At 74.0% G+C, this 25,728-nt stretch carries 21 protein-coding genes; 9 read left to right on the top strand and 12 right to left on the bottom strand.

Annotated features, from left to right (window positions below; genetic code table 11):
• Positions 1–25: 25 nt before the first annotated feature.
• Positions 26–718 carry an RraA family protein gene (locus AB0953_RS17525; RefSeq protein WP_366860359.1) on the bottom strand — a complete coding sequence of 231 codons (693 nt, stop codon included), beginning with the start codon at positions 716–718 and terminating at the stop codon, positions 26–28.
• Between the two features lie 123 nt (positions 719–841).
• Positions 842–1,090 (bottom strand): hypothetical protein, encoded by a 249-nt coding sequence (locus tag AB0953_RS17520; RefSeq protein WP_366860358.1) that lies wholly within the window; start codon positions 1,088–1,090, stop codon positions 842–844.
• Between the two features lie 325 nt (positions 1,091–1,415).
• Here AB0953_RS17520 and AB0953_RS17515 point away from each other — a divergent pair, with 325 nt between their 5' ends.
• Positions 1,416–1,916 (top strand): hypothetical protein, encoded by a 501-nt coding sequence (locus AB0953_RS17515; RefSeq protein WP_366860357.1) that lies wholly within the window; start codon positions 1,416–1,418, stop codon positions 1,914–1,916.
• 88 nt (positions 1,917–2,004) lie between these two features.
• Here the strand turns inward: AB0953_RS17515 and AB0953_RS17510 are convergent, their stop codons facing one another.
• Complete coding sequence (locus tag AB0953_RS17510) at positions 2,005–3,648, bottom strand: phospholipase D-like domain-containing protein (protein ID WP_366860356.1); 1,644 nt, start codon at positions 3,646–3,648, stop codon at positions 2,005–2,007.
• A gap of 307 nt (positions 3,649–3,955) precedes the next feature.
• Between AB0953_RS17510 and AB0953_RS17505 the strand changes: the two genes are divergently transcribed.
• The gene (locus AB0953_RS17505; RefSeq protein WP_366860355.1) at positions 3,956–4,600 is read left to right on the top strand and encodes an RDD family protein; all 645 of its coding nucleotides are present in this window, start codon (positions 3,956–3,958) and stop codon (positions 4,598–4,600) included.
• A 131-nt stretch (positions 4,601–4,731) separates the two neighbouring features.
• Here the strand turns inward: AB0953_RS17505 and AB0953_RS17500 are convergent, their stop codons facing one another.
• Positions 4,732–5,685, bottom strand: a complete 954-nt coding sequence (locus tag AB0953_RS17500) for an MASE1 domain-containing protein (protein ID WP_366860354.1) — start codon at positions 5,683–5,685, stop codon at positions 4,732–4,734.
• Between the two features lie 59 nt (positions 5,686–5,744).
• Positions 5,745–6,575 carry a PP2C family protein-serine/threonine phosphatase gene (locus AB0953_RS17495; RefSeq protein ID WP_366860353.1) on the bottom strand — a complete coding sequence of 277 codons (831 nt, stop codon included), beginning with the start codon at positions 6,573–6,575 and terminating at the stop codon, positions 5,745–5,747.
• A 247-nt stretch (positions 6,576–6,822) separates the two neighbouring features.
• Between AB0953_RS17495 and AB0953_RS17490 the strand changes: the two genes are divergently transcribed.
• Positions 6,823–7,743 (top strand): MurR/RpiR family transcriptional regulator, encoded by a 921-nt coding sequence (locus tag AB0953_RS17490; protein ID WP_366860352.1) that lies wholly within the window; start codon positions 6,823–6,825, stop codon positions 7,741–7,743.
• Between the two features lie 315 nt (positions 7,744–8,058).
• Entirely contained in the window at positions 8,059–8,424 is a 366-nt protein-coding gene (locus AB0953_RS17485; protein ID WP_366860351.1) for a hypothetical protein, read from the top strand.
• 20 nt (positions 8,425–8,444) lie between these two features.
• On the opposite strand, the gene AB0953_RS17480 is transcribed toward AB0953_RS17485, so the two are convergent.
• The 4 genes from AB0953_RS17480 to AB0953_RS17465 all read right to left on the bottom strand — a co-directional run bounded on the left by AB0953_RS17480 (position 8,445) and on the right by AB0953_RS17465 (position 15,836).
• Positions 8,445–9,500, bottom strand: coding sequence for a serine protease (locus tag AB0953_RS17480; protein ID WP_366860350.1), 1,056 nt, complete (start codon positions 9,498–9,500; stop codon positions 8,445–8,447).
• 27 nt (positions 9,501–9,527) lie between these two features.
• A complete protein-coding gene (locus AB0953_RS17475; RefSeq protein ID WP_366860349.1) occupies positions 9,528–10,709 on the bottom strand; it encodes a trypsin-like peptidase domain-containing protein in 1,182 nt (393 codons plus the stop codon).
• Positions 10,710–10,715: 6 nt separating this feature from the next.
• Positions 10,716–14,765 (bottom strand): hypothetical protein, encoded by a 4,050-nt coding sequence (locus tag AB0953_RS17470; protein ID WP_366860348.1) that lies wholly within the window; start codon positions 14,763–14,765, stop codon positions 10,716–10,718.
• A 75-nt stretch (positions 14,766–14,840) separates the two neighbouring features.
• Positions 14,841–15,836 (bottom strand): hypothetical protein, encoded by a 996-nt coding sequence (locus AB0953_RS17465; RefSeq protein ID WP_366860347.1) that lies wholly within the window; start codon positions 15,834–15,836, stop codon positions 14,841–14,843.
• 199 nt (positions 15,837–16,035) lie between these two features.
• Between AB0953_RS17465 and AB0953_RS17460 the strand changes: the two genes are divergently transcribed.
• The 5 genes from AB0953_RS17460 (at position 16,036) to AB0953_RS17440 (ending at position 19,458) form a co-directional block, all read left to right on the top strand.
• On the top strand, positions 16,036–16,845 hold the full coding sequence (locus tag AB0953_RS17460) for a caspase family protein (protein ID WP_366860346.1): 810 nt from the start codon (positions 16,036–16,038) through the stop codon (positions 16,843–16,845).
• Positions 16,846–16,904: 59 nt separating this feature from the next.
• The gene (locus AB0953_RS17455; RefSeq protein ID WP_366860345.1) at positions 16,905–17,444 is read left to right on the top strand and encodes a helix-turn-helix domain-containing protein; all 540 of its coding nucleotides are present in this window, start codon (positions 16,905–16,907) and stop codon (positions 17,442–17,444) included.
• Positions 17,441–18,376, top strand: a complete 936-nt coding sequence (locus tag AB0953_RS17450; RefSeq protein WP_366860344.1) for a ketopantoate reductase family protein — start codon at positions 17,441–17,443, stop codon at positions 18,374–18,376. The genes AB0953_RS17455 and AB0953_RS17450 overlap by 4 nt, the downstream gene beginning before the upstream one ends.
• 257 nt (positions 18,377–18,633) lie before the next feature.
• Positions 18,634–18,825, top strand: coding sequence for a DUF5302 domain-containing protein (locus AB0953_RS17445; protein WP_366860342.1), 192 nt, complete (start codon positions 18,634–18,636; stop codon positions 18,823–18,825).
• 216 nt (positions 18,826–19,041) lie between these two features.
• Positions 19,042–19,458: a rodlin gene (locus tag AB0953_RS17440; RefSeq protein WP_366860341.1), complete on the top strand. Its 417-nt coding sequence runs from the start codon at positions 19,042–19,044 to the stop codon at positions 19,456–19,458.
• A gap of 111 nt (positions 19,459–19,569) precedes the next feature.
• Here the strand turns inward: AB0953_RS17440 and AB0953_RS17435 are convergent, their stop codons facing one another.
• The 3 genes from AB0953_RS17435 to AB0953_RS17425 all read right to left on the bottom strand — a co-directional run bounded on the left by AB0953_RS17435 (position 19,570) and on the right by AB0953_RS17425 (position 25,636).
• Positions 19,570–22,383: a LuxR family transcriptional regulator gene (locus AB0953_RS17435; RefSeq protein ID WP_366860340.1), complete on the bottom strand. Its 2,814-nt coding sequence runs from the start codon at positions 22,381–22,383 to the stop codon at positions 19,570–19,572.
• Between the two features lie 184 nt (positions 22,384–22,567).
• On the bottom strand, positions 22,568–24,355 hold the full coding sequence (locus AB0953_RS17430) for a S8 family serine peptidase (RefSeq protein WP_366860439.1): 1,788 nt from the start codon (positions 24,353–24,355) through the stop codon (positions 22,568–22,570).
• A gap of 528 nt (positions 24,356–24,883) precedes the next feature.
• On the bottom strand, positions 24,884–25,636 hold the full coding sequence (locus AB0953_RS17425) for a DUF1838 family protein (protein WP_366860339.1): 753 nt from the start codon (positions 25,634–25,636) through the stop codon (positions 24,884–24,886).
• Positions 25,637–25,728: the final 92 nt, after the last annotated feature.

Genomic DNA, 25,728 nt, shown 5'->3' with positions numbered 1-25,728 from the left:
CCACCCGGGCCCGCCGCGCCGGCCGTCACTCCTCGATGGCGCCGCCGGTGCGCCGCAGGTGGCGGCGGAAGGTGTACGAGGGGTCGGCCTCGCGCAGTACGAGGTAGTCCTCGAAGGCGGTCTGGTGGCGCAGGGTTTCGCCGGCGCGGATCCGGCGGGCCTGCTCGCGCTCGGTCTCGCTGATCCGCAGGGCGGTCTCCAGTACCTCCTCGACCCGGGCGGCGCCGACGAACAGCACTCCGTCGGCGTCGCCGAAGACGAAGTCCTCGCCGGTCACCCGGTGCGGCCCGAACCGGGCGCTGCTCAGCGCCTCCGGCTCGCGCTCGTCCAGCCGGACCGGCCCGGCCGGGCAGGCGCCGTAGCTGAACACCGGCAGGCCGATCTCCGCGAGCTCGGGGGTGTCGCGGTGCAGCCCCCACACCGCCAGTCCCGCGATCCCGGCGGACGCGGCCTCCAGGACCGCAAGGTCCCCGACGCAGGCCTCGTCGGTGCGGCCGCCGTTGTCGATGACCAGGACGTCGCCGGGCTCGGCCCGCCCGTAGACCTCCAGGAACACGTCGACACTGCCGTAGTGGCGTACGGGCAGCACGGGCCCGGCGACCCGCCCGCCCGTCACCACCGCCCGGATGCCGGGCGGTGCCACGCGCAGCGGCACGCCGGTGCGCACGCACGCGTCGGCGATGAGCGGCGTGGCCAGGTCGGCGAAGTCCTTCAGCATGGTGCCGGCTCCCCTTCTCTCCGGGCTCTCCCGGACCGGTGCGGTACGGCCGCGGTCGGCCGCCGTCCTCCATGGTGCCGCGGCGGCGCCCGGGAAGGCGGGGCGCCGCCGGGGAAGTCGGCGTCAGGGGATGTCGGTGTCCGAGGGCTCCGCGTCGTAGGTGTGCGGGTCGTCGGTCATCCATTCGATGAGGACCGAGTCGCCGAGGACCACCTCGTCGGGGTCGGGCACGCCGGCCCGGCGCAGGAACTCGATCACGTCGGCGTCGCTGCGGGCGAGGCCCAGGACCGAGTCCTGGCCCTCGGCCCGCAGCGAGACCCGGCGGCCGCCCGCCGGCGCGATCCGGTGGACGGTGATCGGCGCATGGTGCATGGCCCCAGCCTCCGCCTGCGGCCGCGGCCCCGCATCCGGACGCGGTGCCGCCGTCCCCCATCGGGAAGCCCGCCTCCCCCGGCCGAGCGGCCGTACGGGGGCAGCCGTACCGGGCGGTGGAAACGCGCCAGCGTGAGCCATCCGGCCATTCTATTGGCGTGGCCATGACATTTCATGGTCCTCGTGGGACCTTCCGTGCGAAACGCCGAACCCTCTCTCCCCCGGCCGGACCACGGAAACCGCCTCCGCCGGCCGGGTGCACGCCGGCGCGGCCCTCCCGGCCGCGCTCACACCCCACCAGGACGTGGCGAAGAGGAGCGACAGCATGAGGATTTCCACCTGGACGGGTACGGCCGCCGTGGCCGCAGCCCTGCTGGTCGGCGCAGCGGTGCCGGCCGGCGCCCTGGGCGCCACCGCCGGCCAGCAGCTCGACGGCGTCATCGTCGTCGCCGGCAACACCTGCACCTGGACCAACGCACGGACCAGCGCCAACCCCCCGAGCACCCTGAGCGTCGACCGCACGACCATCAACACCCCGGGCGGCAACCTGAGCTGCGGCGGCGGGATCACCGCCGTCCTCAACAACAACCCCGTGTTCACCTTCGACGACGCCGCGGGCACCGCGAAGACGGACGCCATCGACATCACCGGCAAGCAGTCCTTCGTCAGCTGCCGCTACAAGGCGGCGAACCTCGTGTGGAACCGCGACGCCTCCACCCGCAAGTACGTCAACCAGGCGTTCACCGCGACCAAGGTCTCCGGCAGCTTCCTGTGCCCCGGCTCGGTGACCACGGCGGCCGGCGACGCCTCCATGCTCTTCCACTGACGCCCGGCGGTACAGCGGCCGCCCGGCCCGTACGAGACGTACGGGCCGGGCGGTCGGGCCGTTGGGCAGGGCCGCGGATTCGGGCGGTTCAGGCCTGGCAGAGGCCGCGCTCGTGGTCCACCGTCGCGGTCGCACGGGAGTACTGCCACTGCGGGGCCAGCAGCCTGTCCTTCAGCTGCACGGCCGCGGCCGGGTCCTCCACCACGTACCCGAAGTCCTGCAGCCACGCCGGGTAGAGGTTCTTCGAGCCGATGTAGAAGGCGGAGTCGTCCACCGAGACCACCTTGTGGTGCTGCGCGTACGGACGGCCGTCGGCCCACGTCGGGCTCTGCGAGCTGCGGAACGTGGCCAGCTGGAGGTTCGAGCACATCGCGGCCTTCGCCGCACCCTGGTCACCCGTCAGGAGGGCGAGGCGGTCGCGGAGGGTGTCGCTGATCTCCGAGAGCGACTTGATCTGCGAGTAGCCGCCGCTGCCGACGGCCCCGCGGTTGGCGGGGTCGCTGACGACGATGCGGACCTTCACCCCGCCGGCGAGCTTGGCGGCGAGGGCGTCGTAGACGCGGATGTCGTAGCGGGGCAGCGGCGGGCAGGTCGCGTTCATGTCCTGCTGGGAGATCTCGATGTGCGACGTGGCGCTGGAGATGAGCGTCCGCAGCGCGCTCTCCTCCGGGTTGACGGTGTCGTAGTCGCGGTCCGCGTTGGTGTTGTCGTGCAGGCCGACCACGCACTTGGTGTCGGGCGCGCCGGTCAGGGTCGGCCGGAAGGCGGAGGCGGGGTCGTTGCGCTTGATGCCGACACCGAGGCCGCCGACGGCGATGGCCTGCACCCCGCCCGCGCCGGCCGCACTCGCCGGGGGTGCCGCGGCCGCGCTGTCCTTCGCCATCGAGGGCATGCAGCCGGCGCCGTTGGAGGAGGCGAACCAGACGCTGGCGATGTTGCCCTTGTTCTGGCAGGTCCAGGACCACAGCTCGTCGAGGTACTTGCCGGCGGAGGCGGCGGCCGGTCCGCGCAGCGCGAGGTCGACGTCGGCTACCGGGTGGGCGGTCTCCAGGTAGTCGTCCTTCCATCCGTTGATGCCGCCGGTGACCACGGACCGGCCGTCCACCACCAGGAGCTTGGAGTGGTTCCAGGAGAACGCGGTCTTGGAGGTGGTCATGGAGGCGACGTTGAGGTCCACGCCGGCGGCTGCCGGGCCCAGCTTGGCGACCAGCTCGTCGCGGTACTTCGACGGCACCACGTTCAGGTGGTAGACCGGCGCGGCGCCGACGAGGATGCGCACCTTGAGCTTGTTCCCGCGCGCGGCCGAGGACTTCAGGCCGGCCACGATCGCGTCCTGGAACGCACCGTTGGGGAAGGGGGCCAGGGTCGATATGTCGACGGTCTGCGTGGCCCGGGAGATGTTCTCCGTCATCTTGGCGAGCAGGCGCTGCGTCCCGGGGCGGGCGGCGCAGGTGTCGTCGCCCCAGCAGCCGGGCGTCTGCAGCAGCCAGTCGCCGCCGCCGGGGGCCGAGGCGTCGAGGGTGTTGCCGGCCGTCCGCTCCCACACCTGGCCTTCCAGGCCGGGGGACACCTGGCGGAGCGCCTGCTCGACCGTGTCCAGGTGCGGCGTGCCGGAGGCGCCGGCCGCGGGCGCAGCCGTGGCCGGGACGGCGGAGAACAGGGTCAGCAGCACGGCCGAGGCCGCGGCGCGGGTGACGAGGGCTGAGGGGCGGTGAAGGAGATGGCGGTGCAATGTGGCTTCCTTGAACGAGGGATCGCCGACGCGGCGTCCGGGCCGCAGGCAAGATCAACTCGCGGAAGTTACCACCCGGTCACCGGAGTCGGGGCCCGCGGGAATCGAATCCGGCCACCTCTGACGGGCCTTCGCGCAGGCGGCCGCACCGTCTGCCGCGAGAAGAGAATTGGACAAGCGACCGATCGACCGACCACGATGAGGCCCGCAACATCGCGGCAGCTCAGGGGGGCAAACCGGTCACTTGGTGTCGTTTCTCCGCTCGGTTCCGCATCGTCCCCGTTTCCGACACCGGAGAGATTTCGCCATGAGCTTCGGCGACCCGAACAATCCGTACGGCCAGCAGCCCCCGCAGGGTCAGCCCGGTTACCCGCAGCAGGCCCCGCAGGGCGTCCCCCCGCAGTACGGCTACCCGCAGCAGCCCCCGCAGGCCGCCCCGCAGTACGGCTACCCCCAGCAGCCGCCGGCCGCGCCGCAGTACGGCTACCCCGCCCCCGGCGGCATGCCCGGCATGGCACCGGGCATGCCGGGCATGCCGCCGCTCGCCCACTGGGGCCAGCGCGTCGGCGCGTACCTCCTGGACGGCCTGATCACCGTCGTCCCGATGTACCTGCTCGGCTTCATCGACCTCGCGACGTCCGACGACCCGAGCGGGCCGGGCGTCTTCTTCACGATCGGCATGCTGTACGCGATCGGCATGGGCTTCTTCCAGCTGTACAAGGAGGGCTCGACCGGCCAGTCGATCGGCAAGAAGGTCGTCGGCATCAGCGTGCGCCGCGAGGCCGACGGCAACGTCCTCGGCTTCGGCATGGCGTTCGTGCGCAAGCTGGCCCACATCCTCGACGGCATCCCCTGCTACATCGGCCTGCTCTGGCCGCTGTGGGACGAGAAGAAGCAGACCTTCGCCGACAAGGTGTGCAGCACGGTCGTCATCCAGGTCCCCAAGGGCTGAGACCGGCTCCCGCCCCCGCACCTCCACCCGGCAGCGCCCCCGCACTGCCGGGTGGACCCGTTCACGGGCCTTCTTCCCCGCCAGCTGACGATCCGTCGGCCCGCTCTCCGCCCGGTCCCCGGCCCCGCCGCTCACTCCTCCGGTCGGCCCGGCGCGATGCGGTCGACCACCTCGGCGAGTTCCTCACACAGTTGCTCGATCTTCAGGCGGACGTTGTTCTGTTCGGCGACCAGCGCGGACAGCAGCAGCACGGTCAGTGCGGCCGACCCGTTCAGGCCCTGGAGGTTGACCATCGTGTCGAACAGGGTGTGCCCGGCGAAGGGCCCGGCCCGGTCGGTGGCCGCCCAGATGGCGAGGACGGACACCAGCAGGGCGCACGGGGCCCCCACGGAGTGCTGGAAGCGCACCGCCGCCCAGATCAGCATCGGGAAGACCAGGAAGAGCAGCGACAGGGGGCTGCGGGTGGCGAGGACGGCGACGGCCCCGCAGCCGGCGAGCAGCAGCACCGCCTCGGCCGCCCGGAGCGGGTCCTCGGGTTTGCGCAGCCGGGGCAGGACGAGCAGCACGGGGGCGACCAGGAGCACGCCCATGGCGTCGCCGGTCCACCACGCCGCCCACACCGACCAGAACTGTCCGGGCGGCAGGTCGCCGGTGATCCGGAGCATCCCGGCGCCGAGGGTGGCACTGATCAGCATGGGGAGCAGCCCGCCCAGGAACACCAGGGCCAGTCCGTCCCGCAGCCGGTCCATCTCGGGGCGGAAGCCCACCCGGCGGAGCATGAGGTACGCGCACACGGGCGCCAGGGTGTTGCCGACGAGGAGCCCGACGTCCATGGGCTGGAAGGCGCTGATGTGCTCGATGGAGAGGTACGCGCCCAGGGTGATGCCGGGCCACACCCGCAGGCCCTTCCACAGCAGGGCGGCCACCGCGATGCCGGTGGGCGGCCACAGCGGCGTGACCACGGCCCCGCCGACGACGACGCGCAGCTGGAGGCCGATCCGTCCGGTGAGGTAGTAGGCGGCCGCGACGGCGAGGATCCGGAGGGTGTCTGCGAGGAGACGCCGCCATTGCACGGTGCGCACCACAGCATCAGACAACAACCGCCGCCCGGGGGCGGGTGTGACACGCGCGAGCGGCGTGCCGGTCAGCCCGCGTCGTGGCTGATGACCAGGACGGCGGCGTCGTCGGCGTGCCCGGTGGAGTCGGCCACCTTCATCACCTCGGCGGCCAGTTCGTCCGGGTCGGCGCCCGCCGCCTCCCGTACGACCTCCAGGACGCGTGCGAGGCCCACGTCGATGGGGAAGGACGGCCCTTCGACGACCCCGTCGGTCAGCAGGACGATGGAGCCGGCCCGGTCCAGGCGGCGGCGGGTGACCGGGTAGTCGGCGCCGGGCAGCATGCCGAGCGGCAGGCCGCCCTCGTCCTCGGCCATCCCGTAGCGGCCGTCGACCGTGGCCCACAGGGTCGGTATGTGGCCGGCCCGGGCGCAGTGCAGCTCCCAGGTCCCGGGGTCGAAGCGGAGCAGGCTGCAGGTGGCGAAGAGTTCGCGGCCCATCGAGAGCAGGACGTCGTTGGTCTTGCTGAGCACCTCGCCCGGGTCGGCGACGACGGCCCCGACCGCGCGCAGTCCGATCCGCACCTGCCCCATGAAGGCGGCCGCCTCCACGTCGTGGCCCTGTACGTCGCCGATGGAGAACGCGAGGGCGCCTTCCGCGAGCCGGAAGCCGTCGTACCAGTCGCCCCCGATGTCGAGGCCGTGGCGGGCGGGCGAGTAGCGGGCAGCGGTGCGCAGCCCCGGCAGCGAGGGCAGCGAGGCGGGCAGCATCTCGCGCTGGAGGGCCTCGGCGAGCTCGACGCGCGCCACCTGGTGCTCGGCTCCCGCCCGCGCCCGGGCGGTGAGCTGCCCCAGCGTGGCCAGCAGGTCGTCCGCGCTCGCCGACCGCGGGGTGCGGCGCGGTGCACGGCGCGGGTTCACGGACCGCTCCCGGGCGCATCCACATCCATAGGCCGCTTGTCCCCTGTTCTGGGCGCTCCGGGTGCTCCCGGCCCTCGCGGCGCGGCGCGCCGGAGGACCCGGCCCATCATATTTCCGGAGGTCGGGGGCCGCGACAGCTGCGGCGGGGCCCCCGTCTCACGGTTCGGTCAGGAGACCTCCGGTCTGGCGGCCGACCACGGGGCGTGAGCTATGTTGGAAGAAGAGTGACGTGAGAGGGAGGCCACCGGTGTCATCGGGGCAGCAGGAACGCGCCCAGGCGGCTGCGATCACGCCGACGACCGGGCAGGCGCCGGACCACGAGCGTGCGCCGGGCGACCGGGTCCGCTCCCTGTTCGACGGCCACCGCCTCTCCCCCGGCCAGCGGCGCATCGCGCAGTACCTGATCGACCACCTCACCGAGGCGGCGTTCCTGTCGATCACCGAGCTCGCGGAGCGGGTCGGGGTCAGCCAGCCCTCGGTCACGCGCTTCGCGACCGCCCTCGGGTTCAGCGGCTATCCGGCCCTGCGGGACGCGCTGCAGCCCATGGCGCTGAGCGCGGTCGCGGGCTCCCCGGAGAGCCGTGAGCAGTACCGGCGCAACGAGCTCCAGGCGGCGGTGGACGCCGAGATCGAGAACCTGGAGAGCGTGCGCCGGCTGCTGGCCGACACCAACCAGGTGCTGGACATCGGCCGCGAACTGGCCCGGTCGGTGCCGCTGACGGTGCTGGGCCTGCGGATCTCGGTGTCCCTGGCGGAGTACTTCGCGTACGCGGCCCGGCGCATCCACCCCGACGTCCGGCTGGTGACGCGGGGCGGCAGCGTGGCCTACGACGCCCTGCTGCAGTCCCGGGAGGCCGGCGGGACGTGGGCGCTGGCGTTCGCCATGCCCCGGCACGCCAAGGAGACCCTGTCGGCCCTGCGGGCGGCCCGCAACGCCGGGCTGAAGATCGCCCTGATCACGGATTCCGCGCTGGGGCCGCTGGTGGAGGAGGCGGACGTGACGCTGGCGGCCGGTACGGGGGCGCGGCTGGTGTTCGACTCCTACGCGGCGCCGGGCGTGCTGTCCGCGGCGCTGCTCCAGGCGATGGCCGATGCGGACCCGGAGCGTACGCAGGCCCGGCTCGAAGGTTACGAGCAGGTCGCGGACCAGCACGGATTCTTCCTCTAGGTCCGGTTTTCAACCGGTATAGCAGCCTCCACTTTCACACCGTCGAGGCGTATGTAATTTTTCATTCTCTTGTTTACTCGACGGTATATATGTTTACTGAGCAGCGCGCCGGATCCACCAAGCGCCAAGGAGGGCGACCCCTACGCCCTCTCGGAACAGATACCCGGGCGGAACGACTCCTCCTCACGTCCCGCCCGGGTGCCGGTCCCCGGCATGAGGATCCACCAGAGCGCTCCGGCGGCCCCGGCCAACCCCTGGGCCGGGGCCGCCCACCCCCTCTCGATCAGAGTTCGACACCATTCGGAAGCGACGAGAATGAGCCAGACGCTCTCCCCCACGCTCAGCCCGGACTGGCCCTGTCAGGTCAAGGCCCCCGGCACGCACGACTGGGAACGCACGGCCATGCGCTGGCTGCGGGACCTGCTCCCGGCCCGCTACGGCGCGTACTCCACGCTGACCCGCAGCCCCGTCCTGCTCGCCCGGCACGCGCAGCTGCAGTTGCAGCACGAGATGCGCGCCGTGCGCGTCGCGCTGGAGACCAGCCGGGCCGAACTGCCCTCCATGGGCGTGGCCGAGACCGTCATCGAGAACTCGATCCGCATGTACGCCGTCGAGCTCCAGCAGCTCGGCCGCCTCGCCCGCGCCGTCCGGCTCGTCGGCGACGCCCTGCGCGTCGGCTGAACCCCCGCGGCGCCGGCCCCTCAGACCCAGTTGACGCCCGCGCGCTCCAGCAGCGGGTCGTCCACCAGCTCCCACAGCGGGACGGCGTAGTTCCCGAATCCGTACCGGCCCCCGTAGTGCAGGCCGAGGACGCGGTGGTCGGCCAGGTCGAAGACGGGCGAGCCGCTGTTCCCGCCCAGCGTGGAGCAGTCGTGCTTGACGGTGAGGGTGTCGGGGAGCAGCCCGGTCGTCGTACCCGGCTGCAGGCGCTTGACGTTGTAGACGTCCATGAAGATCCTGCGCATGGCCTCGGGCTCGTTGCGGCGGCCGTCCTCCGCCGGATAGCCGATCACGTACACCGGCCGCCCGGGCACGTCGCCGGGCGGATCGGCCGCCACCGCCAGCGGGGTGACCGGCGCGCGGCCGCCGGAGGCCGCGGTGTCCACCCGCAGCAGGGCGAGGTCGGCCTCGGGGTGGATCCCCACCACCCCGGTGACCGCGTACTCGAACGAGCTGTCGCCGGGGACGGAGGACAGCTCCTCGGACAGGTCGAGACGGGCGGCCATCCCCGGCTGGAAGGTCCAGCCCGCCCCGTCCTCGTGGGCGAACTCGACCGCCACGTGGCGATTGGTCATCACCACGTCCGGGGCGACGAGGAAGGCGGTGCCCACCCAGTCCAGGCGGGCGTGCCCGGTGACGTCGACGCGGCCGACGCGGGCGATCGACTCCCGGATCCCGGCCCGCTGGCCGTCGAGGACGGCCCAGTCGCCCTGCTGGGAGGGGAAGTCCTGGCCCTGGACGACGATGGCGGGCCTGCCCTCGAGCAGGACGATGGCCTCGACGCCGAAGTACTCGTCGTCCTCCACCTCGTCCTCGCGGCCGGCGGCGATCTTCTCCAGCCCGCGGGCGCCGGCCGCCAGCACCTTCGCCCGCTCCTTGAGGGCGAACGCGCCGATCTCGCCCTCCGGCGGGAGCTCCTGGTAGGACTCCTCGACCGTCTCCTGCTCCCGCAGGCCCTGGCGCACGCGCTCGGCGACCTCGCACAGGTCCCGGAAGACCTGCTCGGGCCGGGTCGCCACGGGTGATCGGCTCGCCATCGCACTGCTCCTCTCACTGCCCCCGGTTCACTGCTGCGGCCCACTGCCCGGGCGCCCGCCGTCGGGGCCGTCCAGCGCGGCCTGCGCCGCCGCGATCTCGGCGTGGACCCCGGGGCTGTGCTCCGCGAGGTGCCGCAGGACGCTGCTCATCTGGGTGCCGAGGTTGACGAACCCCTCGGTCCGGCCCTGGAAGACGATGCCCTCCTCCACCCGCCGCGTCCCGCGGTGCAGCGCGACCACCGTCCAGTCGTCGGTGAAGACGGGCGAGCCGGAGGAGCCGCCGCGGGTGTCGGTGAAGTAGCGCAGGTCCTTGTCGTCCGCGTCGAAGACCACGTTGTTGCGCAGGGCGACGCGCTTGGGCTGCCCTCCCGGGTGCTGGATGATGTTGACCGGCACCGGCTGGGCCAGCGCGGCCTGCAGCGGCTCGGTCGCCACCCGCAGGGCGCGCCGCGGCGACTGGTCGGCGATCCGCAGGACCGCGTAGTCCAGTTCCTCGTCCCAGGCGAGCAGCTCGTCGGCGGCGACCTCCTCGGTCTCCGTCTCCTCGGCGCCGTAGTCGAAGCGCGAGCGGGAGTTGCGGGCCTGGAGCTGGAGGTCCGCCGGGTCCACGACGCCCCGGTCGCCCGCGGTGCGGGTGCGGGCGTACACCACGTGGTGGTTGGTGATCAGCAGGCCGGGGGCGATGAGCCAGCCCGTTCCCGCGTGCGGATAGCCGTTCGGCTGGAGCGGCGCGCCCGCCTGGTACGGGGTCACCTTGAGCCGGGCCACCGAGGTGCCCGCGAGCACCCCGCGCTGCAGGAACTCGTAGGGCACGGTGTCGTCCAGGAAGACGATCTCCTCCTTGGCCTCCCCGGCCGCGGGCGGCGGCGCCACCGGCACGTCGGGCTCCCCGGCGGCGTCGCGGACCACCCGGTCCAGGGCGCGCTGGAAGACGGCCAGGGGGCCGGCCTCGACCGTCTGGGCCACGGCGTTGCGCAGCCAGATCTCCAGCGGGACCGAGCCGTCGACGAGCCGCTCCACGCGGTTCATCCTGTTCAGGTCCGACTGCAGCTGCTTGCCGGGGGCGTCGTCCAGCGGCAGTTCGCCCACGTACCTGGGGAGGATGCCGTCGAGGAGCAGCTCCCGGTCGGAGGGTCCGGCCAAACCCGCCTCGAGCGCGGCGTCCTTGATCGCGCGGATGTCCTCGGGCGGCAGATACGGATCGCTCATGCCTGCTCAGGCCGCTTGCGGGCCGTTCCTTTCCGGTGTGCGCCAGTGGGGGTGCGGCGCCCGGCCGGGGAGTCCGCGGGCGGGGGCGTCCGGGTCGGCGGCGGCCGCCACACCGGCGACGAGGGTTCCGCCGGGGTCGCGCAGGACGAGCAGCCGGCGGGCGAGGGCGAGGAGGCTTTCGGGAGCGCGGACCTCCTGGAGGAGGCCGGCCGCCCGCAGCGGCGCCGCCGGCCCGGCCGCCTGCGCCGCCGCCTGCGCCGCCGGGAGCGGCACGCGGCCGGCGGTCTCGGCCAGGATCTGCTCCAGAGCCGGGCGCAGTTCGGGCTGTTGCTGCGCGGCCCGGTCCATCGCCGCCGCGAGGACGTCGGCGACCGCGTCGGCGGCCTCCGGCAGCCCCACGGCCTGCAGGACGCGGTCCAGTGCGGCCGGATCGCGGCGGGCCGCCTCCGCCGCGGCGTGTCGCACCAGCTCCGGCCGTTCGCGCAGCGCCTCGTCGGACAGCCGCCCCAGCATGGCCGCGAGGCCGTCGTCGAGCTGCGACCTCGCCTCTCCCTCCGGGGCGAGCCGGGCCCGGCGGAGCCGGACCTCCACCGCGTCGAAGGGCCGGCCGAGCCCGGTGGCGGTGTCCTCCGCCTCGGCGAGGTCGGTCTCCGCCTCCGCCAGGTCGCCCGCGTCCTCCGCCAGGTCCGCGGCGAGCACGAGCAGTTCGAGCCGTGCCCCGGCCTCGCCCGCCTCCCGCGCGCGGTCCACCGCTTCCCGGGCCCGCACCCTTGCCTCCGCGCGGCGTCCGCTGCGCCACAGGGTGGTGACGCACAAGACGTGCAGGCGGCTGCCCGGCGACCAGGGAGGGGGCTCGGCCAGCCGGGCGGCTGCCTCGTCGATGTAGCCCTGTGCGAGGAGGTCCTCGACCTCGTGGGCGATGATGCGCTGCCAGTCCTCCGGGTCGGCGCCCCGCAGGGCCTGCGCGGAGATGTGGCCGCCCAGGCGGCCGACCAGGAAGGCCGCCGACCGGGGCGCCATGTCCGCGGCGGCGTCGCCGAGGTGGCGTTCGACGCCGTCCTGCCAGCGCTGCTCCACGGTGCGCGGGTTCTCGTTCAGGCGCAGCCGGTGGTAGATCTCCTCGGCGCGGTCGTCCACGCCCGGGCGGCCCTCGTAGTACTGCACGGCACGCCGCGCGACGTCCCTCATCAGGCCGGGGCGTGCGGTGTCCGACAGGGGCAGCATGACGGACCGCAGGTCGCAGCAGTGCCGTACGGCCTCGGGGCCGACCGGCTCCGTGAGGTCGAGCCGGGCCAGCCGGTCGAAGAGGCGGCGGGCCTCGGCCTCGGAATCCACCCGCAGCCCGCACGGCTCGGCGAGGACGTCCTTGACCACTCCGGGGGTGAGGGTGCGCAGGGCCAGGCCCGCCTGCGCGAGGGTTCGTACGGTGTCGTCGGGGATGTGCCGGAGGAAGCGGTCGTACAAGGTGCCCTGGACGAGCGTCCGGTCGACGGTGCGGTCGAGGTCCCGGTGCCGGACCCGCAGGCTCTCGACCAGCTCGCCCAGCGATCCCGCCTCCTCGGCCAGGGCCACGGCCGCGCGGGCCGCGAGCTTCAGGCTGAGCGGGTGCCCGCCGACGCGCTCGGCCAGCGTGCGGGCCAGGGCCGTGTCCTGGACGCCGTTCGCCCCGAGCAGCTCCACGGCGGCCTCCGGTTCGAGGTCGTCGAGCCTGATGGTGCGCAGTTCCACCATCCGTGCGGGGTGGTCGATGGGGGCACGTCCGGCGATGACGAACCGCAGCCGCGGGCAGGCCTCCTGAAGGGCCCTCCACAGGGACCAGAACCGGCCGATCGCGATGCTGCCCCGGTACTGGGCGGTCTCGAACGAGTCCACGGCCACCACCAGGGTCGGTCCGTCCCCGCCCGCCGGGCCCGCCGCATCCACGAGGAGCTGCGCCACCCTCGACACGAGGCGGCTCTCGCTCTCGCGGGCCGATGCCTGGAACCGTTCGGCCGCCGTCCGCCCGTCCTGCAGGCTGGTGCCGGACAGCCCCTGCCTGTCGCCGAGGGCCTTCTGCTCGTCCCACTGGGTGCGGGCCGTCTCCTCGCACTCGCTGGCCAGCGCATCGAAGGCGGCGCGGTGGGCCGGGTACTGGGTGCCGAGCTGCCGTGCCATCTCGGCGATCAGGGTGACCGGCTCGTGCACCGAGAGGGTGGGCCGGTCGAAATCGACGTACGCGAACGCGAACGGCGGCGGGGTTCCGCGCGGGACGTCGATGCTGTCGAGGAGGAATTTGGCCAGCAGGGTCGTCTTGCCGATCCCGCCGACCCCGTGGACCACCAGCGGGGGCCGGCGGAGCGGGGCGTCCGTGCCGAGCACGTAGGACCGCAGGTCGGCCAGGGCGGCGGTGCGGCCGCAGAACGTGCCCTGCACCAGGCGCCGCAGCGGCTGGAGCAGCCGGGCCCGGTCCAGCTGTTGCTGGACGTCCTCGGGGGAGGGGAATCCGGCCGCGCCCGGGATCTGCGAGAGCCACAGCGCCGCCTGGAGGGTGGCGGTGAGGGCGTCGGCGTCCAGCTCCTCCAGGGCGGTCGGCGGCCTGCCGCGCAGGTGGTCGAGGACGATGCGTTCCGGTCCGGGGCCCTCGGGGAACTGGTCGAGGTTGGCCTCCAGGGCGCGGCGGGCGGCGTCGGGGCCGGCGAGGGCGCCCAGCGCCTCGCGGCGTACGTCGTCCTTGAGGGCCCAGAGCGGGTCGGGCGGCAGGCCGAGGGTGATGCAGTCGTGGACGAGCGCCGCCAGCGCCCCGCCGGCGGCCTTCTCCTCGCCGGGCAGTTTCAGGCCCGCCGGGTCGAAGCGGCTGAGCAGGCAGGCGGCTTCCCGGTAGGCCCTGCGGGCTTCCGGTACGGGAGGGGCGGGCTGCGGGGCTGCGGCGGTGCGCAGTTCCTCGTGCAGCCGTACGGCGAAGTCCTCGCCGGGTTCCAGGGCACCGAACGTGCGCACGGCGGTCTCGGCCGCCCTGCGGAGCCTGCTCATGTACCCCTCGGGGCCCGGGGTGTTCGCCGCGGCGAGGACCGCCTCGGCGGCGAGGCCGATGCGCGCCGCGATGGTGTCGGCGTCCTGCTGCACCGGGGCGTGGGTGAAGAACTCGCGGAAGAAGGCGCGCAGCTCCTCGGGGCCGACGACGTGTGCCGTGTCGTGGAGGACGTGGTCGCGGACGTCGCTCGGCAGCTGGGGCATGGTGGGCCCGTAGCCGAGCAGGACCAGTTGGGGCGGGGTCTCACCCGGTCCGGGGGCGTAGTCGTAGACGGCCTGGGCGAGCTGGTCGATGCAGTCCCAGACGTCGGAGTTGGCATCGAGGGCGTCGCAGTCGTCCAGGACGATCCAGAAGCGCTCCGGTACGGCCGTGGCCCGTGCGACGACCAGTTGCACCGCTTGGTCGACCGCCCACAGTGGATCGTTCAACTGTGTCGGGTTCAACGGGAGGTAGCCGCCCCGGTCGATGCGTGCGGCGAGCTGCTGGATCAGCAGGGAGGCGGTCGTCGTACGCGAGAGCTTCACGTGCAGCGGGCGGATCCCGAGGTGCTGGCCGAGGTAGCGGATGAGGTGGTAGCTGTAGGAGCGGCCGCTTCCGGGCTCCCCGTCGACGACCAGGGCGATCTTGTCGGGGTCGGCCTCCAACTCCTTCAGCCTCTCGCGCAGGCCGGCGCGGTCGATGAAGACGTCGCTGCCGTTCCTGAGCACGCACGCGAGGAAGTGGTCCTCGGTGAGGGTGTCCACCCGCTTGTCTTCCTCCAGCCTGGCCTGGAATCCCTTCAGCTGCTGCTCGAAGTTCCCCTCGACGGTCAGCTCGTCGAGGCAAAGCAGGACCCCGATCAGGAACGACTGGGAGTGGATGTTCCTGCGCGCGGCCCTGACGAGATTGGCGGCGTTCACCGCGCTCTTGTTGGTCAGCCCGAGCTCCCCGATGAAATCCGGGGGGTAGCCGGCCGCCTCGAGCCGGTCGTAGGGGTCGGGGGAGTCGAGGAGCTTGTCCCGCACCCATTCGGTGACGAGGACCCACTCCTCTTCGGAAAGCGGCATCACACACCTGTCCCGCCGCCCTCGCGGGGGCGGCAGAGGGATCGACTGGTGATACCTGTCATGGTTTCACCCGGTTCAGCCGACTGCAAGGCCACCGAACAGGCCGCGGACCGGCTCCCGGACCGGTCCGGTGGCCAGGTACTCGAGGGCTCCGTGGTGGTTGGCGCTGCTGTTGACGACCAGGTGGTCGGAGACGAGGTGGACCGGGGCGTACTCGGGCCGCAGGGTGTGGTCCAGCGCGACGAGGTCCCGCGGATCGGAGGCGTTGCGCCAGGCGGCCACTCCCGCCGGGACCGCGGGCGGCCGGCCCAGGACCTCCTGGACCTCGGTGACCCCCAGGGGCGAGCCGATGGTCACCAGGAGGTCGACCTGGCGCTGCTCCTCCCGCAGCAGTTCGTACGCGGCGATGCTGCCGAGGTTGTGGCCGATGACCACGAGCGGACCGCCGGCCCCGGCCCCGGCCCCCGCCTCGTCGAGGGCGCGCCGGACCACGTCCCGGACCGCCGGCCCGGTCCCGCCGAAGAAGTAGGCGTGGACGTCCTTGAAGGCGTGCTCGACCAGCAGCCGGAAGACGGAGGTGCGGGCGGGCCCGGGCAGCGGCAGCGCCTCCGGGGCGCCCCCGCCCGCCGGCGGCGGCGCCTCGCCGGCCTCGGCCAGGGCGTCGGCGAGGTAGGTCATGTCACGCAGCCAGCCGACGAGGGGTGCCTCGGACCGCGCCGCCGCACGGTCCCCGCCGCCGTCCCCGGCCGCACCGCCCGCCGCCCCGCCGCCGTTCCCGGCAGCGCCGCCGGCCGCCTCGGCGCGCGCCTCCGCAAGCACCCGCGCGAGGAACTCCTCGGCCGGTTCCGCCCCGGGGGCGGCCGGCTCCCCGGCCCCTCCCGCCTCCCCGGCCGCCGCGGACCCGGGCCCGGTCTCGGGCAGCGGCGCCGGATGGCGCAGCGGGGCCCAGTAGGCCATGCGCGAGGCGCTGCCCATGCCGACGCCGAAGAGCGCGGTGTCCCACCGGGACTTCAGCAGCTCCTCGCGGACCTTGTTCCCGCTGCCGTGGACGTAGACGACCCGGGGTTCCATCGCAACCTCCCGCGCCGGAGCACGGATACCGGCCACGGCCAGTATTGGTCGGCCGACCGGGTGCCGCCAGTCGGTCGGCGCGTTGCTCCGGCCGCCAGGCCCGATCGGGCGTCGCTCGGCGCTGCGGGGTTCGCCGCGCCGCCCGCTGCGGAAGCCATCCCCGACGTACACCCCCGCCGAACTCCCCCAGGAGGATCCCATGCCCACTGGCCTGTCCATCCACGTAGGCCTCAACAACGTCGACCCCGCCAAGTACGGCGGCTGGGACGGACAGCTCATGGCCTGCGAGAACGACGCCCGCGACATGGCGGCGCTCGCCCGCGCCTGCGGCTTCCAGGACACCGTGCTGCTCACCGCCGACGGCACCGTCGACAACATCACCACCGAGCTGCGCAAGGCGGCCGACACGCTCCGGGACGGCGACATCCTGCTGTTCACCTACTCGGGGCACGGCGGCCAGATGCCCGACACCGAGGGCGACGAGCCGGACGAGCTCGACGAGACCCTGGTGTTCTACGACCGCCAGTTCCTCGACGACGAGCTGCACCGGGAGTTCCTCCGCTTCTCCCCCGGCGTCCGCATCCTCACCCTGCTCGACTGCTGTCACAGCGGTACGGCCACGGAGGTGGCCCAGCCGTCCGGCGCCGCGCAGGAGCCTGCGCCCCGGGTGATGCCCGAGGTGCGCCAGCAGCAGAACTACGAGGAGAACAAGGCCTTTTACCAGGAGCTCCAACGCGAGCTGAGGAAGAACGGCAGCAGCGGGCCGGAGCCCGGCACCGTGCTCATCTCCGCCTGCCAGGACCACCAGGTCGCCCTCGACGGGAGGGTGAACGGCAAGTTCACCGAGACCCTGCTGCGGGTGTGGAACGGCGGAACGTTCAGCGGAGGCGGCTACCAGGCGTTCCACCAGGCCATCAAGCAGCTCATGCCGCGCACCCAGATCCCGAACTTCTTCACCACGGGCAACCCCACGCCCCAGTTCCTCGACCAGAAGCCCTTCACCGTCTGAGCGGCCCGGATCCCCCTCCGATTGGTTCGGTCACCGAACTCATCGGGTACGGTGGGCACATGACCCTGCCACGCGACTACCGCGGCCAGACCTGTGCCCTCTCCCGGGCCATGGAGGTGGTCGGCGAGCGCTGGACCCTGCTGATCGTGCGGGACGCGTTCTTCGGCGTCCGGCGCTTCGCGGACTTCGCCGGCCACCTCGGCATCCCGCGCGCCGTCCTCACCGACCGGCTCGCCGCCCTCACGGAGGCCGGCGTACTGGACCGGGTGCCCGGCGGAGGCCGCCGGGCCGTGTACGTGCTGACCCCCAAGGGCATCCGCCTCTGGCCCGCCGTCCGGGCGCTGTCCGCATGGGGCGAGGAGCACCGGCCCGCCCCGGGCGGGCCGCGCAGGGTCTACCGGCACACCGACGACGACGCCCCGGTCGCCGACGACGGGCGCTGCACGGCGTGCGGCGCCCCCGTCGGGGCCGGCGACCTCCTCGTCGCCCCCGGGCCCGGCCTGCCCGCTCCCTCCGAGGACGACGATCCCGTCACCGCGGCCCTCCACCGACCGCACCGGCTCCTGGAGCCGCTGCCCCTCACGAAAGGCTCTCCATGAGAATCCTGACCGTCGGCGCCGGCGCCGTGGGCGGCTACTTCGGCGCCCGCCTCGCCCGGGCCGGGGCCGATGTCACCTTCCTGGTCCGCCCGCAGCGGGCCGCGGCCCTGCGCGAGCGCGGGCTGCGCGTGACGGGACTCGGCGAAGAGATATCCCTGGCCCCGCAGTTGGTGACCGCGGACGCGCCGATCGGGACGTACGACCTCCTCCTGCTGTCGGTGAAGTCCACCGCCCTCGAACAGGCCGTGAAGGACCTCGCCCCGGCGGTGGGGCCCCGCACCGCGATCGTGCCCCTGCTCAACGGCCTGGCCCATGTCGACCGGCTGGCCGGCGAGTTCGGCGGGGCGGCCGTCCTCGGCGGGGTCGCCAAGGTGGTCACGACCCTGGACGGCAGCGGCGACATCGTGCGCCTGGCGCCGCCGTCCGTCGTGCTCACCGGCGAGCGCGACGGCGCGCCGTCCGCCCGCGTCGACGCCGTACGCGAGCTGCTGACCGCGGCCGGGATCGACAGCCCGCCGACCCCGGACATCGTCGCCGCGATGTGGCACAAGTGGGTCTTCATCACCACCCTCGCCGCCACCACCTGCCTGCTGCGCGGCTCGGTCGGCGAGGTCAATGCCGTCGCGGGCGGCGCGGACCTCGCCCGGGCCGTCCTCGCCGAGGCGGCGGCGGTCTCGGCAGCGGCGGGGCACCCCCTCCCGCAGGCCGAGGCCGACCTGACCGAGCGGACGGTGACCGCCGAGGGCTCCCCGCTCACCCCCTCCATGTACCGGGACGTGCTCGCGGGGCACCCGACCGAGGTGGAGCACGTGCTCGGCGACCTCGTCGCCCGGGCGCGCGCCCTGGCCGTCCCCACCCCGCTCCTGGACCTCGCCACCCTCCACCTGCGCGTGCACCAGCAGCGCGCCACGGGGCCGCGGGCGACGCAGTGACCTCCGGAGCGGTCCGTCGTTGAACACGGCGGTCATGCGAAGTGCACCGGCGAAGTCCCGGGCCTCGGCCGAGGTCCGGGGCTTCGTGCTTTCGCGGTTTCGCGGTTTCGCGGTCGCACGGCGCCGATGAACGCGCGGACGAGGCGGTGCCGGGCGGCTCCGGCCTTGCGGACGCGGGTCCGCGGTCGGGAACTCGCTGGCCCGTGCGAACCCCGGCTGACAGACTGAAAGCGCTTCAGATCATCCGAGGAGGACGCATGGCACAGGAATCGGACACCCCCGCGCAGGACGAGTCGCCGGCCGACGCGGCCAAGCGCAGGTTCCGGGAGGCTCTGGAGCGCAACGCCCGCAACGTGCAGGCGCAGCAGGCGCACCAGAGCCGGGCGAAGATCCAGGGGAACAGCACGGGCGGCGCGCGGACCAAGCGGACGCGCCGCAAGACGGGCTGACACCACGCACGGCGAAGGCCGCGGCCCGGCACACCGCCGGACCGCGGCCTTCGCCGTGCCCGGTGAATCCTTCCGGCACCCGGCGCCAGGCGCGTCCGGCCGCACGCTCGGCCACTCGGGTGACAGGTGATAACCCCCGGCGGCGACGGCAGTTGATCAGCTCGTCCCGCCGGGGACACCCCACCCCTGCGACAGTCCGACAGAAGGATTCTCCACATGTTCAAGAAGATGATGGCCACCGCCGCGGTCACCGCCTCGGTGCTCGGCGCCGGCGCCGCGGCTGCCTCCCCGGCGATGGCGATCGGCAACGACGGCGGGGTCACCACGGTCAACGGCAACGACTCCGCCCAGATCTACGGCAACCAGACGACCAAGGGCGTCCAGAGCCCGCAGCTGAGCCTGGTCCAGGGCACCCTGAACAAGCCCTGCGTCGCCCTGCCCGTCAAGGCCAACCTGCAGGCGATCGTCGGCCTCATCGCTGCCGTCGGCGTCGCCCAGGACGTCCCGATCCTGTCCAACCCGATGAACCAGCAGTGCACCGAGAACTCCACCCAGGCCAAGGGCGACGAGCCGCTCTCGCACATCCTCAGCAACATCCCGGTGCTGTCCGGCAACCTCTCCAACGGCAGCTGACACCCGGCGCGGCCCGGCCACACCGCGGCCGCACCCGCATCCCGCAGGCAGGGCCCGTACGCCGTCGCGCGTACGGGCCCTGCCCGTTGTCCGTGCCGCCGGGCGGCCGGCTCACCTGCCGACCCCCGGGGGCCCGAGGGCGGTGGCCAGCTGGGCCCGGGAGCGGACCTCGAGCTTCTGGTAGATCCGGGTCAGCCGCGCCTCGACGGTCTTGACGCTGACGAACAGCTTCGCCGCCGCCTCCTGGTTGCTGGCGCCCTGGGCCACGAGCAGCGCCAGGCGGGCCTCCCCCTCGGTCAGCGCGGCCAGGGCCACGGTCGGACCGCCGGCCGGGGCGGGCACCGGCTCCGGGCCCTCGCCGGCGAGCTGCGCCCAGGGCTTCGCCCCGGCCTGTGCGAACACCTCGGCGGCGGCCTGGAGGGCGGCCCGAGCGGGGGCCCGCCGCCGTCGGCGCCGCTCCACGCGGCCCAGGGCGAGCAGCGTACGGCCCCGCTCCACCGGGAGCCGGAGCTCCCGGAACCGCTCGGCGGTGTCCCTCAGGAGGTCCACGGCGGCCTCGGCGTCCCCGTGCGCGGACAGGGCCAGGCCGCGGGCCCGGTCGAGGGCGGCGACCACGGGGGCGCGCCCGAGCCGGAGGGCGGTCGCCCGTACGGCGTCGATGAGCTCCGCGGCCTCGCCGGGGGCGTCGGCGGCGACGAGGGCCTCGGCGAGTTCGCCGTGCCAGCGCAGGACGGAGGGGTCGACGACCTGCTGGGCCGCCTCCAGTGCGGCGACCCGGCGCAGGGTGGCCACCGCCTTCGCGGCCTCCCCCGTCGCCAGCTCGACGAGGCCGAGCGCGTACAGGCTGCGGGAGAGGAAGACCTGGTCGCGCTCCTCCTCGGAGGCCTGGATGCCGCGGCGGGCGTATCCGGCGGCACGCGCGAAACTGCCGCCGGCCGCTTCGGCCATGGCGGACACGTACCATGCGGGGCCGGGCGAGAGCCCGGCTTCGATGGTGAGTTCCAGGGCCCGGCGGGCGTGCGCGGAGGCCACGGCGCACCGGCCGCGCCGCAGTTCGACCTCGCTGAGGCTGCGCAGCACCTCGAAGACGTCCTCGGAGGAGCCGGTGCGCTGGACGGCCGGCAGCAGGACGAGGAGCTGGCTGCGTGCGTCGTCGAGCCGGTCGTCGAACAGGGCGTGGCGGACGGCCAGGTACTGCGGGGCGTTGCGCATGCCGAGGGGGACCTCGGGGGCGGGCAGGGCCAGGGCCTCGGCCAGGATCTCCTCGGCGTTCGGGTCCCCGAGGATGCGGCCCATGCGGGCCCGCACCGTCAGGGCCATGGCCTCGGCCACCTGGTCGCCGCCCGCGGCGGCGAGCGCACCGGCCTCGGCGGCGGCGTCGCGGGAGCGGACGGGGTCGCCGTCGCTGAGGTTGCACTTCCAGGCGACGCGCAGCTGGACGGCGGCCTGGAGGGCGGGGTCGCCCTCGGCCTCGTCCATGGCGTGCGCGAAGGTCTCGTCGAGGGTGCCGAGGGCCTGGCCGGCGGCGTCGATGACGGCGAGTCGGGCCCGTACCCGGTCGGAGGGCGAGGCGTCGCGGGCGAGGACGGCCCGGGTGGCGCGGCGCGCGAGATCGGCGCGGCCGGCCCAGCCGGCGTCCTCGGCGGCGGCGACGAGGCGGGCGAGCTCCTCGCCGGGGCGGTCGAAGGGCGTGCGTTCGGCGGCGAGCAGGCCCAGTTCGGCGGCGAGGGCGCGCTGGCCGCGGCGGCGGCACTGCGCGGCGGCGCGGGCGATCTCGGCGGCGAGCCACTCGTCGGGGGTGTCCACCGCGAGCGCCCGATGGCGTACGGCCTGGACGGGGTCGTCGACGGCGGCGGCGAGCGCGGCGTGCCCGGCGGCGCGCTCGGGCCAGCCGGCGTCGGCGGCCAGCGCCATGGGCAGGGCGCCGGCGGTGAAGGTGACGGCCCCGTCCTCCGCCACGGTGACCAGCGCGGCCCGTTCCGCCTCGGCGAGCTCGGCCTCGGCGTCGGGCCGGCCGGCGCGGCGCAGCAGGGCGGTGGTCGGCCGGGCCGCGAGCGCGGCGAGCAGCAGGGTGCGGCGGGTCCGCGCGGGGGCCGCGGCGAGGAGCCGGCGGGCGACCTCGCGGGCCTGGCCGGACAGGGGCAGCGGATCGGCGTGGTGGGCGCTGCCGTCGCGGGCCCCGGCGGCTTCGGCGAGGGAGCGGCCGAGGGCGAGCGCGAGGCGGGGGTTGCCGCCGCTGGCCTGGTGGACGCGGCCGGCGAGGCGGGCGGGCAGGCCGTGGCGGACGAGCAGCTCGGCGACCTGGTCGGCGCCGAGCGGCGGGATCCGGATCGCCGGGGTGCCCGGACCGCACAGGCGCTCGGCTGCCGGGGCGCCGCCCTGGACGCATTCGGCGGCCAGGACCCGGACCCGGGGCGGGGTCAGGCGCAGGGCGAAGCCGAGCAGGTCGGCGCTCTCGGCGTCGAGCCACTGGGCGTTGTCGAGGACGAGCAGGAGGGGGGTGCGGGCGGCGAGGGTGCGCAGCACCTCGACGACGGCGAGGCGCAGCGCGAGGTGGTCGCGGCCGGCACGCGGGGCGTCGGCTTCGCGGCGCAGCAGGGCGACGGCGGTGCGCTGCGGCCCGGAGAGCCGCTCCAGCAGGGCGCAGGGGACGGAGGCCAGCAGGGCGGCGGCGGACGCCTCTGGTATCCACCGGTCGGCGGCCTCGGGGGCGAGGCGGAGCACGGTCTCGTGGCGGGCCTCGGCCGCGGCCGCGACGGCGGCGGCCACCTCGGACTTGCCCGCGCCGGCCGGTCCGGTGAGCAGGACGCGCGCGTGCGCGGTCAGCGCCTGCTCGACCGCCCTGATCAGTTCACCGTGTCCGACGGTCGCGTCGGCCCGCCCACTCGGCGCCACGCACAGCCACCAGCCTCTCGGTCCCCACACCTGTGCCTTTCCTGTGAGAGGCGAGAATACGAGGTCGGAGGCCGGATGGAGCCGGACTGTGACGCAGAATTCAGTCGGCGGACGACAAGGCCCTGCGGTACCGCCGGTACGGGGTGTACCGGCGGCGCCGCAGGGCTCATTGGTCCGTACTATCCACCCGTCAGGGGGTGGGGGCGCCCACCTGTCAGAAGGTGAGGTTCCAGGAGTCGATGTAGCCGGTGTCGCCGCCGGCGTTGTCGTTGACCCGGAGCTTCCAGGTGCCGTTGGCGACCTCGGAGGAGGCGTTCACGGTGTAGGTCTGCAGGATGTTGTCGGCGCTGCCGCCGGCGCGGTTGTGCAGGGTGTAGACGGAGCCGTCGGGGGCGACGAGGTCGACCTTCAGGTCACCGATGTAGGTGTGCTTGATGTCGACGCCGACCTTCAGCGTGGCGGGCGCGTTGCCGGCCACACCGGTGACGGTGATGGGGCTCTCGACGGTGGTGTTGTCGTTGATGGTCACGTTGGTGGTGTTCTCGAAGCCCGTGGTGGGCGGGGTCGAGGTCACGGCGGTGACGGTGGCGGCCGCGTCGGCGAGACCGGCGCCGCAGCCGCCGGTGCAGGTGCCGGCCAGCGGGCGGGCGTTGGCCTTGATCGCGGACTCGATCTGCGCCGGGGTCAGCGAGGGCTTGGCGGCGACGAGGAGCGCGGCGAGGCCCGCGATGTGCGGGGAGGCCATGCTGGTGCCCTGGTACGGCTTGTAGATCTCGGAGCCGGGGGTGGTGGCGCCGTTGTTCAGCGTGGAGAGGATGCCGTTCTCGGGCGTGGTGACGGTGCCCGGGGTGTCGGTGGCGCGGCGGGTCTCACCACCCGGGGCGGCGATGTCGACGGTGTTGCCGAAGTTGGAGTAGAACGAGCGGTCGCCGGTGCGGTTGGTGGCGGCCACGGTGATGACGTTGCTGCAGCTGGCGGGCGTGAAGCCGCTCGCGTCGGCGTTGCTGTTGCCGGCCGCCACGACGACGGTGGTGCCGCGGGCGACGGCCCCGTTGATCGCGTTCTGGTAGCTGGTGCTGCAGGTGCCGGAGCCGCCGAGGCTCATGTTGATCACCTTGGCGGGGGTGGCGTTCGCCGGGACGCCCGCGACGGTGCCGCCGGAGGCCCAGGTGATGGCGTCGACGATGTCCGAGGTGGCGCCGCCGCACTTGCCGAGGACGCGGACCGGCTGGATCTTCGCGTTGTACGCGATGCCCGCGACGCCCTTGGCGTTGTTCGTGGCCGCGGCGATGGTGCCCGCGACGTGGGTGCCGTGCCAGGAGGAGTCGCTGGCCTTGGAGCCGGTGCCGCACTCGCCGGCGGCGCTCCAGTCGCCCTCGTCGGCCGGGTTGCTGTCACGGCCGTTGCCGTCACGGGCGGCCGAGGAGCTGCTGATGAAGTCGTAGCCCGCGACGATGTTCGGGGCGACGTCGGAGTGCGCCACGTAGCCGGTGTCGATCACGGCGACGGTGACGCCGGCGCCGGTGGTCTTGTCCCAGGCGGCCGGGACGTTCATCCCGGCGGTGGGCTCGAAGAGGTCCCACTGCTTGGCGTACTCGGTGTCGTCCGGGGTGGCCATCGCGTAGGCGCGGGTGTCGGGCTCGACGTAGGCGACGTCCGGGTCGGACCGGAACTGGGCCATCAGCTGGGCCGCGTCGGCCGGGGCGGTCGCACCACCGAGGCTGACGAGGGCGGCGCCGGTGCCCAGGCGCCGGTCGAACTTCGCCTTCTTGCCGGCCTTCTTGCCCTTGGCGGCGGCGTCGGCGGCGGCGGCCTGGTTGGAACTGGCCTCGGAGGCGGAGTTCTTGTAGCCGACGATCAGGTTCTCGACCGGAGCGGCGGCCGGGGCGGCGGGCGCGCCAGCGGCGGGCAGGGTCGAGGCGGCGGACTGGGCCGGCGCGGGGTCCGCGCCGGTCAGGGCCACGGAAGCGGTGGCGGAGCCGGCCAGCAGGGTGACGGACATCGCCACCACGGATATCAGCCTGCGTCGCGTTGCGTGCACGGTGTTCCCTTTCGCGGGCCGGCTCCGGGCAGGCCGGAGCGACCCCGGTTGGGGCTGTGGGAGGTGGACGGCGCCTGCGGGGCCGGGGCGGGCTGGTCAGTTCCGCTCCGGCCGCCGCTTCGCCTTCGCTGCCCCGGCCGCTTCGGCGGGGCGGGGGCAGCGGTGGTGCGGGCGATCCACCCGGCCGCTCGGCTTCACACCATGTGGGGTTGGGGCGGGGGCCGTTCGGGGGGAAGATCGCCGGTGGGCAGACAGTAGGCAACGGGGGGATGAACGCGATACGGGGAAAACCCTTGTCCGCCCCTCAGGGGGCCCTTTGCGCCTCTTCGGGGCCCTTCCCCGCTCCCCTTTGACACCTCTTGTCCCCTTTCGACCGGCGGGTTTCGGCCCCCCTTGCAGCGCCCCGCCGTCTCAATCCCCGGACAGCGCCTTCGCTTCCGCCCCTCGCTCCCGCCCCGGGACCCTGCACCGGCACCCGGCCCCTGGACCTCAGCCCTCGGACAGCCGGCGGAAGTACGTCCAGCTGGTCTCGTTGGGCTCGGTCCACTTCTCCGGGGCGTGCGCGTACTGCGGGTGGCGCTCCTCGATGTACGCACGCGTCCGCTCGGGCACCTCGGCGTACGAGCCGAGCTTGCGCCCCCGGCAGTGGAAGGCCAGCCCGCCCGGCCGCTGCCCCTGCTCCATCCAGGGCAGCCACGGCGACATGCGCATCCAGGACATGGTGCACGGCACACCGGGCGCGTCCGTGGTGAGGACCGACTCCGGGGCGAAGAACTGGAAGAGCTCCAGGGCCCGGTAGGTGTCCCCGGCGGAGTTCAGGGGATAGTCGGCGACCGGCAGCGGGGAGGGGTAGGCCAGCGGGATCTCCAGGCTGAAGCAGACCTGGTCGCCGAGCCGGGTCAGCGGCACCGGGAACGGCCGCAGCCTCAGGTTCGCCGGGTCGTTCCAGACGTGGACCACCGGCTTGCCCTCCCAGGTGTCCAGGATCTCCCGGGTCCTGGGGTCGAGGTAGAACGCGGCCTCGCGGGTGAGCAGCCGGTAGCCGCCCCCTTCCCCGCCCCCGCCGTCCTCGCCGTCCTCCGTCAGGCGGGCGACGTTGACCCCCTCGAAGCCGAACAGGTGCCGGTAGGGCTCGTCCGGGGCCCAGGAGAACACGTCCCCGGACCACCAGAAGACCACCTCGGCGCCGTCGAGGGAGGCGCGGGTCCGGGCGAAGGCGTGCAGCAGGTCGGCAGGCGTCATGCCGGGTACTGTGCGGGGCTGCGGCCGCCGCGGCAAGGAGGGCACGAGCCGATCCGTGGCCGACATGTGGATGCCGGTTGACGCTGCGCCGG

It is taken from the genome of Streptomyces sp. NPDC046866 (genome assembly GCF_040704625.1).
Lineage (GTDB): Bacteria > Actinomycetota > Actinomycetes > Streptomycetales > Streptomycetaceae > Streptomyces.
Note: the sequence above shows the minus strand (reverse complement) of the source record. Positions and strands in the feature narration are given on the sequence as shown.

Coding starts and splice junctions, on each gene's coding strand:
- AB0953_RS17525 (WP_366860359.1), bottom strand. CDS start 718: ATGCTGAAGGACTTCGCCGACCTGGCCACGCCGCTCATCGCCGACGCG.
- AB0953_RS17520 (WP_366860358.1), bottom strand. CDS start 1,090: ATGCACCATGCGCCGATCACCGTCCACCGGATCGCGCCGGCGGGCGGC.
- AB0953_RS17515 (WP_366860357.1), top strand. CDS start 1,416: ATGAGGATTTCCACCTGGACGGGTACGGCCGCCGTGGCCGCAGCCCTG.
- AB0953_RS17505 (WP_366860355.1), top strand. CDS start 3,956: ATGAGCTTCGGCGACCCGAACAATCCGTACGGCCAGCAGCCCCCGCAG.
- AB0953_RS17485 (WP_366860351.1), top strand. CDS start 8,059: ATGAGCCAGACGCTCTCCCCCACGCTCAGCCCGGACTGGCCCTGTCAG.
- AB0953_RS17480 (WP_366860350.1), bottom strand. CDS start 9,500: ATGGCGAGCCGATCACCCGTGGCGACCCGGCCCGAGCAGGTCTTCCGG.
- AB0953_RS17475 (WP_366860349.1), bottom strand. CDS start 10,709: ATGAGCGATCCGTATCTGCCGCCCGAGGACATCCGCGCGATCAAGGAC.
- AB0953_RS17470 (WP_366860348.1), bottom strand. CDS start 14,765: ATGCCGCTTTCCGAAGAGGAGTGGGTCCTCGTCACCGAATGGGTGCGG.
- AB0953_RS17465 (WP_366860347.1), bottom strand. CDS start 15,836: ATGGAACCCCGGGTCGTCTACGTCCACGGCAGCGGGAACAAGGTCCGC.
- AB0953_RS17460 (WP_366860346.1), top strand. CDS start 16,036: ATGCCCACTGGCCTGTCCATCCACGTAGGCCTCAACAACGTCGACCCC.
- AB0953_RS17455 (WP_366860345.1), top strand. CDS start 16,905: ATGACCCTGCCACGCGACTACCGCGGCCAGACCTGTGCCCTCTCCCGG.
- AB0953_RS17450 (WP_366860344.1), top strand. CDS start 17,441: ATGAGAATCCTGACCGTCGGCGCCGGCGCCGTGGGCGGCTACTTCGGC.
- AB0953_RS17445 (WP_366860342.1), top strand. CDS start 18,634: ATGGCACAGGAATCGGACACCCCCGCGCAGGACGAGTCGCCGGCCGAC.
- AB0953_RS17440 (WP_366860341.1), top strand. CDS start 19,042: ATGTTCAAGAAGATGATGGCCACCGCCGCGGTCACCGCCTCGGTGCTC.
- AB0953_RS17430 (WP_366860439.1), bottom strand. CDS start 24,355: ATGTCCGTCACCCTGCTGGCCGGCTCCGCCACCGCTTCCGTGGCCCTG.
- AB0953_RS17425 (WP_366860339.1), bottom strand. CDS start 25,636: ATGACGCCTGCCGACCTGCTGCACGCCTTCGCCCGGACCCGCGCCTCC.